General features: G+C 39.8%; 5 protein-coding genes and 2 pseudogenes. 1 reads left to right on the top strand and 6 read right to left on the bottom strand.

The window, feature by feature from the left end:
* Nucleotides 1-131: 131 nt before the first annotated feature.
* Nucleotides 132-1,811, bottom strand: coding sequence for a DnaJ domain-containing protein (locus IQ234_RS06265; RefSeq protein WP_193956450.1), 1,680 nt, complete (start codon nt 1,809-1,811; stop codon nt 132-134).
* A gap of 628 nt (nt 1,812-2,439) precedes the next feature.
* Here IQ234_RS06265 and IQ234_RS06260 point away from each other — a divergent pair.
* Nucleotides 2,440-2,812 (top strand): annotated as a pseudogene (locus tag IQ234_RS06260) (4-Cys prefix domain-containing protein); the annotation flags it as partial.
* Nucleotides 2,813-2,998: 186 nt separating this feature from the next.
* Here the strand turns inward: IQ234_RS06260 and grrM are convergent.
* From grrM to IQ234_RS06235, 5 genes and pseudogenes are all read right to left on the bottom strand, one after another.
* Nucleotides 2,999-4,159, bottom strand: a complete 1,161-nt coding sequence (gene grrM / locus IQ234_RS06255; protein ID WP_193956449.1) for a cyclophane-forming radical SAM/SPASM peptide maturase GrrM/OscB — start codon at nt 4,157-4,159, stop codon at nt 2,999-3,001.
* Between the two features lie 78 nt (nt 4,160-4,237).
* A complete protein-coding gene (locus IQ234_RS06250; RefSeq protein WP_193956448.1) occupies nt 4,238-5,359 on the bottom strand; it encodes a murein transglycosylase A in 1,122 nt (373 codons plus the stop codon).
* A 177-nt stretch (nt 5,360-5,536) separates the two neighbouring features.
* A pseudogene (locus IQ234_RS06245) lies at nt 5,537-6,027 on the bottom strand (CNNM domain-containing protein); the annotation flags it as partial.
* A 33-nt stretch (nt 6,028-6,060) separates the two neighbouring features.
* Nucleotides 6,061-6,573, bottom strand: coding sequence for a PEP-CTERM sorting domain-containing protein (locus tag IQ234_RS06240; RefSeq protein ID WP_193956447.1), 513 nt, complete (start codon nt 6,571-6,573; stop codon nt 6,061-6,063).
* A 39-nt stretch (nt 6,574-6,612) separates the two neighbouring features.
* The gene (locus tag IQ234_RS06235) at nt 6,613-16,338 is read right to left on the bottom strand and encodes an FG-GAP-like repeat-containing protein (RefSeq protein WP_193956446.1); all 9,726 of its coding nucleotides are present in this window, start codon (nt 16,336-16,338) and stop codon (nt 6,613-6,615) included.
* Nucleotides 16,339-16,767 lie beyond the last annotated feature (429 nt).

The following is a 16,767-nucleotide window of genomic DNA, read 5'->3' as shown; positions in this document are numbered from 1 at the left end:
GGGATCGACACCCCCCTTATCAAGGGGGGCAGGGGGGATCAAAGACAAAATTTATCTTCAATTTAATTATATATCACCATAAGTAAGGGAGAATCGAAAGATAGTTAAATACTTACCCTACCCTCACACTTTTACTGTTGCGAGATAGAAAATAAAAACTGCTCGTAAGCTCGATTAACTTTTTGCATAATTTTAATCGCCATGGTGGAAGAATTGTGATCGGGGTGATACTGACGAGCAAGCTGATAATATCTTTGTTTAACTTCTGAAAAACTGGCATTCTTAGAAACTTCTAAAACCTCCCACCAATCCTCGGACTCGCAGGGTAATATTTCTAATTCTCCTAACATTTCCGACCATATTTTTACCTTACCTCCATAACTACCTGTGATTAAAAACTGACCGTCAGGACTAAATTTTAAGGGAGCAGTTCCCCGTAAAACTTTAATTAATTCTCCTGTTTGTCCTTGCCAAATTTTAATTTCTGTTCGGGAAGCACTAGCAATTAGATGGCGATGAGGATTAATAGCAATACTGATAATTGCCTGCTGGTGTGCCTGCCAACTTTTAATAATTTCTCCTGTCTTTATATCCCAGATTTTAATCGTTTTATCACTATCGCCACTAACTAGATATTGACCATCATTACTAAAAGCTAAACTGTTAACGGCTGCCCTGTCACCGCTAAAAGTTTGATAAGCATAACTATGATCAAATCGCCATAATTTAATAGTTTTATCATCACTACCACTAGCAATAATTTGGCTATCGGGACTAATAGCACAGGTATTAACTGCCTCCTCATGACCGATTAAAGTTCGCTTTAATTCTCCTGTCTGATAACCCCAGATTCGCAGAGTTTTGTCATTACTAGCACTAACAATAAATCTTTCATTAGCAGCAAAAGCTAATTGTAAAATTACACCATCGTGACTATCAGGAGCATTTACACGAGCGAAAAAACTACTTTTATACTGCTTAGTGTCTAATTGCCACTGACTAATTCTGCCATCCAATCCACCAACAATAATCGATTTACCGTTAGGACTTATAGCCAAAGTTTGGATCGGTTCATTAACTCCCACAAAGGAATAAATTAATTTACCCGTTTCTCGCTGCCAAAGTTTTATGGTTTGATCTTCTCCCGCACTAGCGATAATTTTACCATCAGGACTAACATCGATCGCCCCAATATTTTCCTGATGACCTTTAAGAGTTTGGAAACACTGCCAAGATAAACGCTCTGGAATAGTAATTTCTGTAGAATCTAACTGTTGATTTTCCTGAACAGATACTTCTTCTAACAGTCGCTGTAATTCTGCCTCTAGATTTTCATATTTCCCCGTAACTTCTTGCCAAAATAAAGCTTCTTCGTACTCTCTAGTAATGCGATCAAAAAATTCTAGATTCCTATAAAAATTATCGTCGGAGTAGATGGGAGATAACATTTTCATCAGTCCGTAGATTCCTAACCCGACTAGTCCACCAGCGATCGCCATAGAACCGACACCAACACCGAAAGCTGTACCTTTAACCGCAACTCCCACACCCCCAAAGGTAGAGTAGATAACGATTCCGCCAAGGCTTCCTGTCCCCAAAGCTAACCCGACATTGTGATCCTTTGTTTCTAGTCCTTGCAGACTGGCATAAATTGCCGAACTTGTCAGGATGCCAATCCCCGTCATTCCCACTAAACCGACGCTTATACCGCCAAATCCGCCGACTAAGCCAATATTTCCCAGACAAGCAGATAAATTGGCTCCTGTGACTCCACCGACGGCGGGAATAACAAAATCGAGCTTTTTAGCCATATTTTTGCGAAATAATCAAGTTAGTCATCGGGTTTCTCCTATAGAGTGTAGCCTAGTTTGGTATCGACGACTGACTCCCCAAAATTACTCTGGGGAGGGAAAAGTCAGAGGCAATCAGGGCAAAATGATAAGTATTTTATATATAAATACTCTCAATACTTAAAAATATTTAAATTTACAATCGGTAATATTTATTTTTACTTAAGAATTTATTGAGAATAATTGTTATTTATTTACGAGGTTGCAATACTTCCAGCCATTCTGGTATAATTTTGCATTATGCTATTATGGCCTTTGTTGTAATTTTTAGGGTTTTAATGGTCTGAGTTGTCTTAAAACCCTTACTAAATCTAGACTTTTCCCTTGAGCAAAACCAAACACTTTCGCCAATTATCCCTTTTTTCCCTAACAACGTTGATCTAATTTTTGTGTAGTTTTGTTGCAAAGTCAAAATTTTTTTGACAAAATGGCTAAATTGTGGTATGGACAAAGTATAGCGGGTTGTGGATTGACCACCTGTCACCTTATTTTCAGCGAATTATCAGAGAAAATTTACCCACTAGAGTCGCTCTAGCTTGCTTTCTTTTTCTATAATAGGTGTTAATCTTCCCACACTTGTCAAACGGCTATGAGTCTTAGTCTCTGTCTCAATCCCGATTGTTCGCACAAAAACACCCCCACGGATAAATTCTGTCATAAGTGCGGTTCTCAATTACTGCTCACCAGAACGTTATCGAGCGCTAAAATTAATCGGTCAAGGGGGTTTTGGTAAGACATTTCAAGCGATAGATGAAGATAAACCCTCAAAACCCTATTGTGTGATTAAACAATTTTTTCCGTCAGCGCAGGGAACAGGAACTTTACAAAAAGCAGCAGAATTATTTAAAGAAGAAGCGATTCGTTTAGATAGTTTGGGAAGATACCCACAAATCCCCGAACTTTACGCCTATTTTACCGGTAATGACGGGCGACAATATCTCATACAGGAATATATCGAGGGAGCATCTCAATTTATGCAAGTGAGTAATTATATTTATCCCTAGAACTTGTTTCTAGCAAGGCTTTCAAAATAGCTTGCCATAAAAACCTGATTTAGGGGTTACAAAGGTGAGATGCTCCCGGAGTCAGGAGTCAGGAGATAGGAGATTATTTTATTTATTCTCCCCACACCCTAACACCCGACTCCCCTAAACTTCTAATAAATTTTCTAGGCGATCGAGAACTATATCGGTGATACACTTAATCCGGTATAAACAGGCTTTAGTATCTGTGGAGTTGAAAGTGCCATTTTCCCAATATTTGTTACTACCGGCACCACCCCCACAAACCCCAAAATAATCGCATTTTTGCCGACATAAATCAACTCCACCGCGCATATCAGCGTAAATTTTTTGAAATTTCTCAGTTTCACAGATAGATTCCAGGGAATCTGTCAAAACATTACCAAAAATAAAATCGCCGTAGGGTTGGGTTTTAATCGATAGTAATTCTGGATCAAAGGTAGAAAAATTACCTTGATTATCAAAATTGACAATCATAAAAGGTCGATTCATATCGGTATTTTCTAAGCGTTCATCGGCATAAATCAAACTACAGATCGACTCAAATTCCCGCAGCTTAAATTCTCCTTGTTTAGCCGTGACTAACTGCCAAAATCTGGCGATAAACTGGCGATAACGTTGTTCAATACCTAATTTATCTAAAGAAGATTGTGAATGAATCCCCTCTGTTTCTTCCATATTAAAAGCCACATCGGTAAGACCATGATCCCAAAAAAAGTTAAAAATTTCGTCGGGATAGTCGAGAGAATCTTCTGTTAAAACAGCGATGATACTGACATCAATTTCATGTTTTTGCAAGAAAGAAATCCCCCGCATGGTAGCAGCATGACTACCAGTTCCCTTGCGGTTTTGCCGGTGGATATCGTGAATAAAAGCCGGTCCATCAAGACTGACTCCCACATAAACATCATGCTTTTTAAATAATTCACACCAAGCATCGTTAATATAAGTGGCGTTAGTTTGTACCGAATGACGAAAACAGTAACCCTGCTGATTATATTTCTCGCTAACTTCTGCAATTTTAGCAAAGGCACTTTCATAAAAACTAATGGGAACTGCCAAGGGTTCACCTGCGTGCCAGCAAATGGTAAAATCATTTTGGAGAAAACGACTACTAAAAACCCTCTGAAAAATCGGCTCGATTAAATCTAAGGATAGGGTATTTTTTAAATGGCGATCGGGTAAATAACAGTAATCACAATTGAGATTACAAAAAGAAGTCGGCTGCACGACTACTAAAGTAATTGGACCACAATCCGACCAATCTATATTTACGGTTTTTTTCATGATTCTATTGTTTAAATTCTCACTTAAGTATGATAACTGATTCTGGGAAGTCTATCTTAATTCTACCTATACTATTTCCTATTCCCTCAATAATAAATAATATAATTGACCGGGAGTATTAATTAAACCGGCCCGCTCACCAGCATTTTTTCCTGTTCCCATAAAAATATCTACCCTGCCGGCACCTTTAATTGCGCTGCCAGTATCTTGATCGAGAACATAGCGACTCACTAATTTTTTATTAAGATTTTCCTGGGGAATTTCTGTCTCAATTACCGCTAAAGCACCGGGGGGAAAAATACTTTTATCTGTAGCGATCGATCTTTCTGGTAAAACTGGAACTCCAATACTACCAGTGGGAGGCGCACCGTGGGTTTCTCGAAAAAAAATAAACCGATTATTGCGGGGAATATAATTCTTTAATTGCTCAGGATTATTTCTGAGAAAATCCAAAACTATTGGTAAGGTTAAACCCTCAGCGGGAAAAATACCATCAGCAATCATTTCTTTTCCCAGACTTGTGTAGGGATGCTCGGTATTGCCATCAAAACCAATGCTCATAATTTGACCATTAGGTAAACGTAATTTTGCCGAACCCTGCACATGAACTAAATAAGCTTCTAAGCGATCTTTTAACCAGACTAATTCGTATCCCGCTAGACGGCTATTTTCCCCTAGTAAACCATCTTTTCCCTCTAATTCTACCCTAGCTGGATGGGGTTTAGACCAGCGAGAAAAGTTAGTAGGTTGGCGATAGAGAGGATATTTATACTCGGCGTTTTTTTGCCGACTTGCTTGATAAATTGGCTCAAAATAACCAGTAAATTTAACATTTCCTTGGCTATCATTACCCAAAGAACGATACCAAATGAATTCTTTTTTAACTGCCTTTTGTAGAGCTGCGGGAGTGGGAGAATTCTGCACTAATTGACGAAACCGTACCAAGGAACGCTGCACTCGCTGACGAGTTATTTCTGGAATAGGATAGTTTTGATAGGCACGGATCGCCGCCGAGCTATTCAGATAACGTAAACTATGATCGATCGCTTGTAGTAGGGTTTTTTTGTCCGTTAGCAGTCGTTCATCGTATCCCGTAGATGTTCCTAATTGTGAGATTTCAAGGCGTTCTAGGGGCAAATTTGCGGGGGTGAGGGCAATTAATCCCAAGCTGAGGGGGAGGAGTGCCAAAAGGTGTTTCATGGTGATAGGAGTGGGCAGCTATTGACGCGATTAACAATCAAGAAGGATCAATGAGAAAAATTGTTTCTTGTTTATATCATAAGGATAATTGTTGTCGATAAATCTTAATTTGTTCCAAGCGAGGGCCTAACTTAGAAATAATGGTAAATTCTAAATTTTAGTAATATAAATGTTCTCCCACCTTCGGTATTTGTTGAGAATACCGATAAAAAGCTTAAAAATTCGGGAAATAACGCCAATAGGTGATGCTAATAACCGCGCCATCGGTTCGGCATAAATTAAAGCTAGGGATTTGGGATAAAGTTCCCCAAAAACTATCTGGAGATAGGCAACAATTAAAAAAGCTAGACAAAGAGAGAACCCACGGGAGAGAAGATTTTGCCAGTTTAAAGAAAAGGGTAAAAACTTAGTAATTTCTTCACAAAAACGGTCATGGTACTCTCCCCAATCCAACCTAAAGCTAAACTAGAAAGGGTGATGTCTAATTGGGTAGTGGAAAGTAAGCGATTGAGACTTCTTTGTGGAGATTGGACCGTCTGCGCTGGCACATCTCCCGCAGCCACTAGCTGAATGATGCGGGTACGACGGACAGACACGAGCGAAAATTCCGCCGCCACGAAAAAAGCATTGAGGACGATTAGTAAAAAGACTAAAATTAAACGAGCCAATCTTACCCCAGCCTAGGCCTTTTTCAGCAAACCCTAATTAAACCTTGATCTGACCACTAGCAGTGTACCAAAAGCAATCAGTCCCAAGCTCAAGTTAGGTTCGGGGACGGTAGTTGGGGGATTTGATACACCTGTAACAGAACCAGTGACGATATCACCATTAAAATCACTAACAACATCATTTAAAGTAACTGTCCCTTCTGCTGTCGTTAAAAAGGGAGAGTTAAAAACTAGAGAGAGGCTATTAGAGCCATTAACCCAATCAATAGCTTCTATACCACTCCCAGTAGGATTAGCTAAACTAATGTTAGCTAAGTCAGCCTTCGTGAAATTGACAAGGCCAATTATAATGTTACTAAAAGTAAGACTGGGAGTTGCGCTATTTTCATTGTCGATGGTGAAACTACCGGTAATCGGGTTAGTTCCAGTCAGAGAACCATTATTAATAGTCCAAGTTAGTGCTTGAACTGGTATAGCGGTCGAGAAGCTACTAACAAGCAGGGTTGTTGTAGCAGCTAAGACAAAGTTGGGTGGGTTGATTTTCATCTTGTTTATCCGAGTTAAATTTTGGTTATTGGTAAGCAATTAGAGAGAGACAAACCATTCAGGATGATTGTTCAATCCCGTGAGGGAATTACCGAGATTGTCAGTAACATAAGCTAAGACTTCAGTTCCCAAAAGAATTTGGTTGCTGTTAAAGCTTAACTGTCCGAAGTTGATTCCACTGAGAGCCAATTTATCGCCTTGAGCAGAGTTGAAATCAAGAATGCGATCGCTACCATTTCCTGACTTGAGAACGAAGCTATCAGCACCCGCACCGCCATAGAGAAAATCTGAACCTAAACCACCATCAAGTAGATCATCTCCTTCTTCTCCATAAAGTTTATCTATATTTCCCTCACCATAGAGACTGTCATTACCACTTCCACCGTTGAGAACATCTCGTTGGTTGGAACCGATTAACAAGTCATCACCAGCACCACTTTCTAAGCGGTAAGTACCGGATTTACCCAAAGCATCGATGCGATCATTTATTGGGGTTCCTTTAATCAGGCTACCGCTAGAGGGAACTAATACTGGGTGGAACACTTGTAGGGTGAAGTTTGTACTAACACTTGCTCCCGGTTTATCAGTTGCGGTTACTTTTAGACTGAGATTACCAACATCTTTGTAAGCAGGAGTTCCACTGAAAGTTCGGGTTGTTGAGTTAAAGTTTAACCAACTGGGTAAAGCATCACCATTACTGAGGGTAGCTGAATAAGTCAGGGTATCGTTTAGATCAACATCAACAAAGGTATTAGTGGGAATTTGGAAGTTGAAACCGGTATCTTGTGTGGCGGTTTGATTGGTGATCGGATTTTGGAGATTTGGTCCATTATTATTTAGAGAAGTAAAGGTAATTCCCTGTTCAATCCAAACCTCAATGGCGGTATTTGTAATACCATAAATTTCATAAACTGCTCCATCATAAGCATCAGAACCTAATTTTGTCCAAGGTACAGTGGAAGGATCGGAGTAATAAGCACTTGAAGGAGAAGCACCATTAATGAATAGCTTTTGATTGCTGTCGAGCATTTGCAGCAAGCTAGACTTATTAAATTGAACGGAATTATTGTAGCCAATATCAACAGCTTCAATATTAAACAGATGACCAATGTTAGCATCTAGATAAAGCCGAGTTTGTTGACCTATTGTTTGGGGAATAAAAATAGTGTCAAAACCCCCACCTCCATCAATTTTACCGATAGTTTTACTATCAGTTCCGTATTCACCACCTAAGCCAATTTGATCATCTCCTTCGCCGCCGAAAGCATAAATCTGAGAAGTGTTAGCGGTGGGAATTAACATAAAGTCATCGCCATTTTGACCCCGCAACACAATCTTAGGAGTAGTAACATTCGAGGGAATGGTAAAAACATCATTACCATTCGTTCCGTCAAAAAAGGTAAAGGTTTCACTACCGCTATTTTGCTCATCTGCGGTTAACCAATCTTGACCATAAACGACATAGGTTAAGTCATAATTGCTCGTATCAGTGATGATGATATCTTGATAACCGTCACCATTGACATCCCCACCGGCATTGGTTTGATAAGGTAGGGTTCGATTCGGCAAGCCTTGAATGGGAATCTGATTTTGACTGCCATTGAGAACAATTGTGTTGCTATTCAGGCTGGTATTGGGCGGTGTTGTGGGGGTATAGGGGGTAATCTCCGATGAACCTAATTGGATGTAACTTGGATTGAAAGGAATCACCTGGTCAAAAAGAATATCATCAAAACCGTCAGCATTTATGTCTCCAACGGCAACAGCAGGAGAAGGAAGATTATCCGAATAAGTGTAGTTCGGATTATTATAATCAATATTTGTTTGAAATTGTCCAAAATTGTTAGTTTTCCCCGTGCCATATAAGATGGTAGAGCGCATAACGGGATAAGCTTGTACACCTTCACCCTCATACCAAGATGTTTCGGCGATAGACACTAATGTGTCTTCAATACCGTCAGAGTTAAAGTCACCAGAACTAATGGATGAGTTGATTAGGCCATTGATTGTTGGCCAATACCCATTCCTAGGACTGCTATCTGTCCAAGGAGAGCTAAGAAAACTCAAGGATAGCTCAGAAAGGGGTAAATGGATGTCATTATTGAATTGGTAAACACTAACCTGTGTTTGGAGTTCTACCTCGAAAGAAGAGCCACCAAGTTCGTATTCAAGGGTGATAACTTCTGAGACTCCATCGGCGTTAATATCCGCTACTCCAATCCCCGGTGCATAGCTCATCTCACCAAGATCATAACTCTGCTGGGATTGGGAACTCAACCCATTTGCTGAACCCAAGAAATAAAGAATTTGATAAGAAGTAGTATTTTCAACAATGTTGTCTATCATCGAAGCTAGAACCACTAAGTCATCATAGCCATCACCATTAATATCCCCTGCACAGGTTTGACGAATGGAAAGAATAGAGAAGTAATAAGAAGAAAATAAAGTTTGACCCGCAATAACATTGTTCACAATGCTATTACCCATATTGACTAGTAGTTCCGTTGTCTCATTTAGGTTGTTAAGGCTACCTTGAGCAATATCTTCATAACCATCCGCATTAAAATCCCCGTGAGCAATTAAAGTAGTGCTAGGAGAGATAATTGAATTACCAAGAGGTAAATTCAAATCATTGGCGGTAAGGGTGTAAGTTCGTGGAGCGCCAACATTGGTTAAGGTGCTTGCTCCTATTGTTAATTCATTTGTTGCCCCCGATGACCATGATCCAACATTAACAAAATCATCAAAGCCATCCCCATTAACATCTCCTACTGAAACGCCGGGATATTTATTGACTAAGATAAAACCATTATCACTGCGTAAATCATTAACATTCAGGGAAAGTCCACCCTGTAACCAAGGATGTCCAATGGCCACATAAGCCTCACTATGACCATTACCATCATTACTACTAGGGGCCCCCAAAATAATATCATCTCCCCCCGTAATAGAACCGTAATCGCCATTAATATCCCCAATCCCATTAAGATTCTGTCCCACATTACCTGCATTAGAAGGATTACTATTACTTAATGGGTTAGCTACTCCTTGGTATTGGAAAACACGAGAATCCGTTAGATTGGGATCGAGATAAATTGTGCCACCCGATGAGAAGGCATTTGTACTGCCAAAGACTATATAGGCACTACCAGCATTACCATAAGCAAAAGGTGCGCCGATGAGTAAATCACTAATTTTGTCATTGTTAATATCACCTCCATTAGCAACAGCCCAACCCGCTTGTCCTAAAGCTAAATTCCCGGCAAAAGTTACTCCTTTACCCGCGCCAATAGAGGCTAAACTCGAAGGTAATGAGCCAGAATTTCCGAATATTACATAAACTTTGCCGAGATTAGTAGTACCACTAACCGCAGCATTAGGCGCACCGATTACTAAATCTAAATGACCATCTCCATTCAAATCTAGGGTGGTTATCGCATTACCAACTCCATCATAAAAACCGTAGTTCGTAGCGGGATTACTACTTGGCTCACCGGTACTTGGATTCAGTTTACCGTTAACGTTTCCACTGGTGAAACTGGTTATGCCATCAAAAACCCAGTTAGTTGCACTTGTAGTAGCGGTTAAGTTGATAGATGCGTTGGTATTTGACCAATTAAATTGGCTTCCTGATAATACATAAATTGCACCACCATAACCGCGAATATCTTGAGGATTGCTGGGATCACTTACTGGATTAACGACAGGCGCTCCGATGGCTAAATCAAGTTTACCATCTCCATTTAAATTTAAGACTTGTAAGGCAGACCCTAAACCTTGACCTGCACTGGGAGCATTAATAGTAGCAATCAGACTGGTAGTAATATTTTTACCAGACCCTGATAGTTGATAGACCTTAACTTGATTACCTAACGGAGAACCGACGATTAACTCTGGTGTTCCATCACCATTTAAGTCTGCTAACAGACTTGTTTCTCCAAAACCGTCACTACTGTTACCTGTTAGGGGTGATGTGGTTAGGGAATTAAGGGCGATCGCCCCACTGGTTTGAGTAATCGCTGAATTATCGAAAATATAAATCTTACTATCGTTCGTTCCCCCTTGATTGGTTGCGTTAGAAGCGGCGATCGCATACCAACTCTTAGAAGAACCTGACCAAGAACTAAGACTATTGCCACTTTGGGGGGAGGTGATAGTAGTCGTTGCATCCCCTGTAATTTTGACAACGTTTTGACCTGACTGGGGACTATCTAAGTTAAGTCCTTGGTCTGATACTTGTACGGAAGGAGAGCCAAAAATTAGGTAGATGCTGCCTTGACTGTTATTGTCTCCGGGGGCGGAAATCCAGAAATCATCAAGAGGGGCATTATTATTATTGCCATTAGTATCCTTATTAACATTCCCCGCACTACCTAAAGCTTGACCTAATTGATCATTGAATGGACCAATCATGGAAAAACCACTATCTATAGCCAATAAGTTAATCGTTTGGTTGGTATCCTGTAAAGTGGCGTAAGCGGTTAAAGTGGTTTGTTGACCATCTTCGAGGATTAACTTAAATTTCTCCTTGAGATGTTCTAATAAGTTATCGTCAAAAATCTTCACCTCAATGGTTTTGCTGATTTCGCCTGGAGTAAAGGTGATGGTTCCAGCTTTATGTTCGTAATCGGCTCCGGCGGTGGCGCTAATATCTACTGTGCGATAATTTAGGGTTTTGCTGGTATTGATGTCACCTTCTCGAGTGATGGTAAAAGTCACTTTTCCTTCATTTTCTTTGACGGTTTCTTTGACGGTTTTATGACTTACTGAGAAGACACTATTACTGGTGCTACCGGTGGTGGGATTACTAATAATATTATCAATCTGTTCCGGTGGCGTAGGATTAGAATCTGTTTGGATAGAATTAGCCGTATTCCAATTATTTCCGTTATAAATACTTTGGCCAAGACTGGAGGTTCCGGTTGTGGAATCAAGCACAACCCAACCTAAAGTAATACTATTATTACTAGCATTAACATTGATGCTAGAAAAACTCAAATTAGAGCCAGAAAGGGTAGTAACGCTAGATTGATAGTTTTTCCAACTTCCTGTCGTTCCACTAGGGACCCAAAAGGCGACAGATAAGTTAGTTTGAGCCGTTTCTCCTGAACCTGTGCTAGTTGTCCATATAGCGAGAACACCGTAGGGAGTTGAGGTTAAACTTTGTACAGATTGACCGGGTTGTAACCAAGGGATGGCTGTGGGGGTTGAATTATGGGTATTTAAGGTTCCATTACTTACTTGTCCGATGACATAGTTGGAGGTGATGGTTTGTTGTAATTGATTGAGAGCATCACTAGAAACTGTATTCGGCGCTCCTATTAATAAATCCGCTTTACCATCATTATTTAAGTCTCCTACTGCACTAACAGAAGACCCGCTGAGTTGATTTGCTCCTCCTTGACCAATTACATAACCCTGAACAGTTGTGCCGATGTTACTAACATTAATATTAGCGACGCTGCCAATATTGTTACTCTTTCCTCCGTAGATGACATAACTTACACCGGCTTGATTATTACCTCCATTGGGTTCACCAATTAGTAAATCTCCTACACCATCACCGTTTAAGTCGCCAGCACCGCTGACTTCTGTTCCAGCACCGGTAATAGTAAAGCCATTTGTTCCATTGATTCCGGAGAAACCGATACTGTTATTTTGGTTTGAGGAAAGATTTGAACTACCAAAAATAATGTAACTATTTCCTGCAAGATAATTTCCATTAGCATCTTGGGTAGCAGGATAGCCAACAATTACATCGTTAATACCGTCGCCGTTAACATCACCAGCACTACTTACTTGTAACGGTGCAGGGTTGTCTAAATCATCAAAAATAACGAAGCCTTGACCCGGGTTTATGGTTCCTAAATCTAAGGTTTGAGTGGATAAATTCGCGCCAAATAGGATAACTGCAGCTCCTGTTCCACCAATCAGTAAATCTGCCTTGCCATCCTGATTAACGTCTGGAATTAGAGCGATGCTAGTTAGATCTAACAGAGTATTGTTATTAACCGCTGAGGTACTGTTAGTTATGGTTATTGTCCCACCGAGGTAACTTTGGTAGGTTAAATTGGAGTTGGAGTTATTAGAAACAATGCTATTTCCTTCGTTGAGGCGACTAACTCTTGAAGTATTGGGATTTGTACCTTGATGGAAAGTGTAAATATTATTCCCTTGTTGATTGCGTATATACAGACCCCCATCTTCACCCAACGCAAGATAAGCACCCGGATTTCCTGCTGTATTAGTTGACCAGTAAGAGAGTTGAGCTTCACCGGCCCATTCAGATAAAACAAAGTTACCATTTGATTGCATGGTAGCTTGATAATAACTGGCATATTGAGGCTCTGGAGGTGAGGTGTTGGTACTCCAAACTTGAGTATTCTTGGTTTGATTGAATAGGACTAAATTACCGCTTTGGTTGACGCTTAAAGTAAATACCTCGTTAGCAATAGACTGGGAGAGAATTAAGGTAGTTTCTCCTGCTTCTTGATTGGCATTGGGTGACAGGATGGCGTAGTCTGCTTGACTATCTCCATTAAAGTCGTAACCCCCTGTTACTACAGAACCAAAACGATCTCCTGCTTGTCCATTGGGGTTAGTAATTTGTTGTCCGTAAGCTGGATTATTGCTGAGTAAAGTATCAATATTTGTGAGGCTTTGAGATGTCTCAAATAAGGTTCCCCCATAGAGTAAATAAGCACCTCCTTGATTGTTATTTAAACCAGGCGCACCAATTATTAAATCACTTTTACCATCGCTATTGACATCTCCCGCATTGGCAATACTGTAACCCAATTCACTCAACGCTTGTCCCGTCAAAAGCAGTCCATTACTACCCAAATTATTGAGGTCATTAACTTGGTTATAGTCTTCTGCAAATACCACATAAACGCCGCCTTGTTCATCATCAAGATCCGGTGCAGTCATGGCAAAATCATTTTTACCACCGCCATTAACATCTCCTAAAGCGGTCACGGCTTGCCCAAAACTGGCAAAGTATTCATTGTCTAATGTCCAATAGAACCCAGATGGGTTGGGATTTTCTGGGAAGTTTCCTAAGTTTACTGGGTTATTTCCTGTTTGTCCATATACGACATAAACTTGTCCCGGTGGGGTAGTAGCAATCTGCTGTACGGTGGGATTATTGATTGATTCATATTGCCAAGCAATTACAACATTGCCATTTGTATCTAGGGCAATATTTGGGGTTTGATTTGCTCCGGCTGTATTGGAAATAGCCTGTAAACTGTTGGCATTCCAGTTAATACCATTACTGCCTAATGTTCCATTCAAAAAGTATAAATAGGAAAGATTAGCTGAATTGTCATCTACACTTCCTGTAAATGTGCCGTAAACTGTTGTGCCATCAGGAGCAATGATGTAGGATATATCACTACTATCAATTAAATCGTTGACATCTTCTCCTAATAATGTAGAGTAACCGGGTTGAGTTAGATAAATTGTGGAATTAGGTTCTAATGAAACACTGGCAGGTAATCCTCGGTGATTTTGAAAAATTTCGCTTTCTCCAGTTAAACCAGAGACTTTATCATTAATTCGGATATAGTTAACATAGGAAACTGAGAAGACAAGCGGAGTAACTGTAACTTTAATTTTGTTGGTATAATTCGCCCCCGAAAAACCCTGGGTATCAAAGTCTTCGGTCTGAACCCCTTTAATGTCCACCTTAATAAAATCTTTTAATACACTGGCCTTAACATAAAGACCGGTTTTGATTTCCAAACTAAAGTTTTCATCCCCGGATGAAAAGGCGTCACCTAAAAAGCTAAAAAATTTAGTTGTATCTAAGTGCCAAAAGAGCTCCGCCTGAGGGGTGTCATCGGTTGGTGGAGCGCCATCTTTATCAACCAGTTTAAAAAAGTAATCACTGGGTTGAATGTTCTTTGTATTCTCGTCAAATTGAATACTTGTAGTAAAGCTAAGATCAAGCCCTACTACTGGCCCCGCATTAATGCTAAACACACCTTTTTTACTAAGTACTTCCAAGGCCTCACCTGTACCGGGAAACAAGCTATTTAGAACCATTGCAAGGGCATTTACCTCAAGATCAAATCCCCCCCCCGCTTTAGCTCTAACACTAGAAGGATAGCTAGTTACTGTTTTCCATGCCCCAGCCCCTTGTGCAAAAAATAAAATATTTAAATCAACATACTCTGAGAATACCTTTCCCAGTCCGAGGGTTGCACTAAGTTTTAAACTATTATAGGCTGGGGGAGACTGAGAACTAAAATCCCAAGTGGTAGCATCAATATCTGCACTGATATTAAAACCCTTAAAATATTTCCCAAATTTCTTTTTAATAGACTCGAATGCTTTAGGTAAATTACCCGTCCCGACCCCGACAGTAATAGCAACATAATTAGGGAGAGTAATAATCCCAGATGCTCTGTCCAAAACCCCCGGAACAATTGAGTAGGTAAATTCTGTTCCTTTGGGTTTAAAGGTTAATTGATTTGAGTCAGTGGCTGTTACAGGAAGTTGACTAATATCAACCAGTTGACTAACAGCTTGGTTATTTTTTCGAGTCGTTACTAAAAGATTGTTATTACTTAAAGCCACAACGTTTAAATTTGTGTCTTCTAATTCATCGTCAGTCAACTGTGTGGGAGAACTCCATTGATAACCCCCATAAATAGAAGAACTTAGGGAAGAAGTATAAACTTCCGCATTATTGCCACTTCCCCCTATCCAAGACGCAACAACTCCTCCATTTTGTGTCTTAGTTAAGGTTAAATTGGCGGTGCTTCCTTGACTTTGGCTTCCAATACCACCATTAAGCGGTGTCACCCCAACATATTGACCATTAGTCCCAGAAGGTTGATAACCGTAATAGATTTGTCCGTTTTGATTCCAAACTGCATGGGTGACACCATTACCATCTGTAACAGTCGTCAGACCAAAGGGTTGGCCACTGGAGTTGTTTAACCCTAAAATTGAGCTAAGATTGCCCACTTGATAAGGAACACTTAGGTTAGTTATTCCGTATAAAATCCCTGTTTCATCAATTTGGATTTGCTTAAAAACGGGTAAATTGGGAATGACATTATCTAACTCAATAAAAGCATTAGCACCACTTGACCAAGCATAGATATTGCCACTATTGTCTAAACCTAACAGAGTTTGACTGTTGAGAGAAACTATTTGTTGGAAAGCGGGATTATTACCCCCATTAAATAGATTAAAGCTTGTCCCATTCCAACTGTAGAGATTCCCCTGAATATCGGTTGCCCAAACTGAGCCATCTTCTTTTCCTGTGGTTATCGTTTTAGCGGATCCCGAATTGCCTAAAATGCCATAAAACCCTAGATTATATGTATTTTGGGTTGAATTCCATAAATATTGCTGAACAATTCCGCCGTTGTAGATTACCCATAATTCATTACTTGTTGCCGTAAAGTCAATAAAATTGTGATAGCTAGGATTTGCTGGATAAGGAATCCAAATAGCACCCTCTAAATTTGGAGATGAAGAATTCCAATTCCATAAGTAGTATTGCTGAGAACCGCCGCTACCAGTTGATGTCAGAAAATAAAAGTTTCCTGCATTGTCAGAATCAACTTGTTTAATAGAATAGTTAATACCCTGAGAATTTACGATAAAACTGGTATCAACTAAAAAATTATAACTTTGATTATAATCATTCCACCAATAATATTTATTGTTACTTGTGGACACTAATCGCTGAGTAGAATTGCTCACGATAGTTTGTTGAATCGTATTATAGTCTATCAGATTACTCATGGCGATTTAGTGTTCTAGATAAATTGGGAACAGATAAGCCTTTTTCTCTCTTTCTTATTGGGGTTGAACGGCTTAAATTATCAATAAAAACATCGTAGCATTGCATTTTTCCAAATGTCAATACTGTCCAGGGTGAGAGCATCTCAAACGCTATTGATAATTGGCCAATTTTGTGATCTGCGTCGGCATTTCAAGTGATACCAGTCAATCAGAATGGTTACGAAATCTTCATAATTTGGTCGATTTTTGCTTAACAATTGAGAGGGCAAATTCTCCTCAAATATGCCTGAATCGCCCCCTGGGTAAGCAACTTACATATAGCGCTTTTCACGTTACTGAGGTATGGACAAGTTTTGCCAACAAAGGGTTTAAGCTCCTTGCTCATACCTCATTCTTATGAAAACTGCTATAAAGTTGATTTTGTCAAGA

Origin of the sequence: Microcystis aeruginosa LEGE 91341 (genome assembly GCF_015206885.1) — a bacterium.
GTDB classification, from domain to species: Bacteria; Cyanobacteriota; Cyanobacteriia; order Cyanobacteriales; family Microcystaceae; genus Microcystis; species Microcystis aeruginosa_H.
This window is presented reverse-complemented; position numbering and strand designations above follow the sequence as displayed.

Bases quoted from the DNA above. Each gene is read 5' to 3' on its own strand.
- IQ234_RS06265 (WP_193956450.1), bottom strand. From the start codon at position 1,811: ATGGCTAAAAAGCTCGATTTTGTTATTCCCGCCGTCGGTGGAGTCACA.
- grrM (WP_193956449.1), bottom strand. From the start codon at position 4,159: ATGAAAAAAACCGTAAATATAGATTGGTCGGATTGTGGTCCAATTACT.
- IQ234_RS06240 (WP_193956447.1), bottom strand. From the start codon at position 6,573: ATGAAAATCAACCCACCCAACTTTGTCTTAGCTGCTACAACAACCCTG.
- IQ234_RS06235 (WP_193956446.1), bottom strand. From the start codon at position 16,338: ATGAGTAATCTGATAGACTATAATACGATTCAACAAACTATCGTGAGC.
- IQ234_RS06250 (WP_193956448.1), bottom strand. From the start codon at position 5,359: ATGAAACACCTTTTGGCACTCCTCCCCCTCAGCTTGGGATTAATTGCC.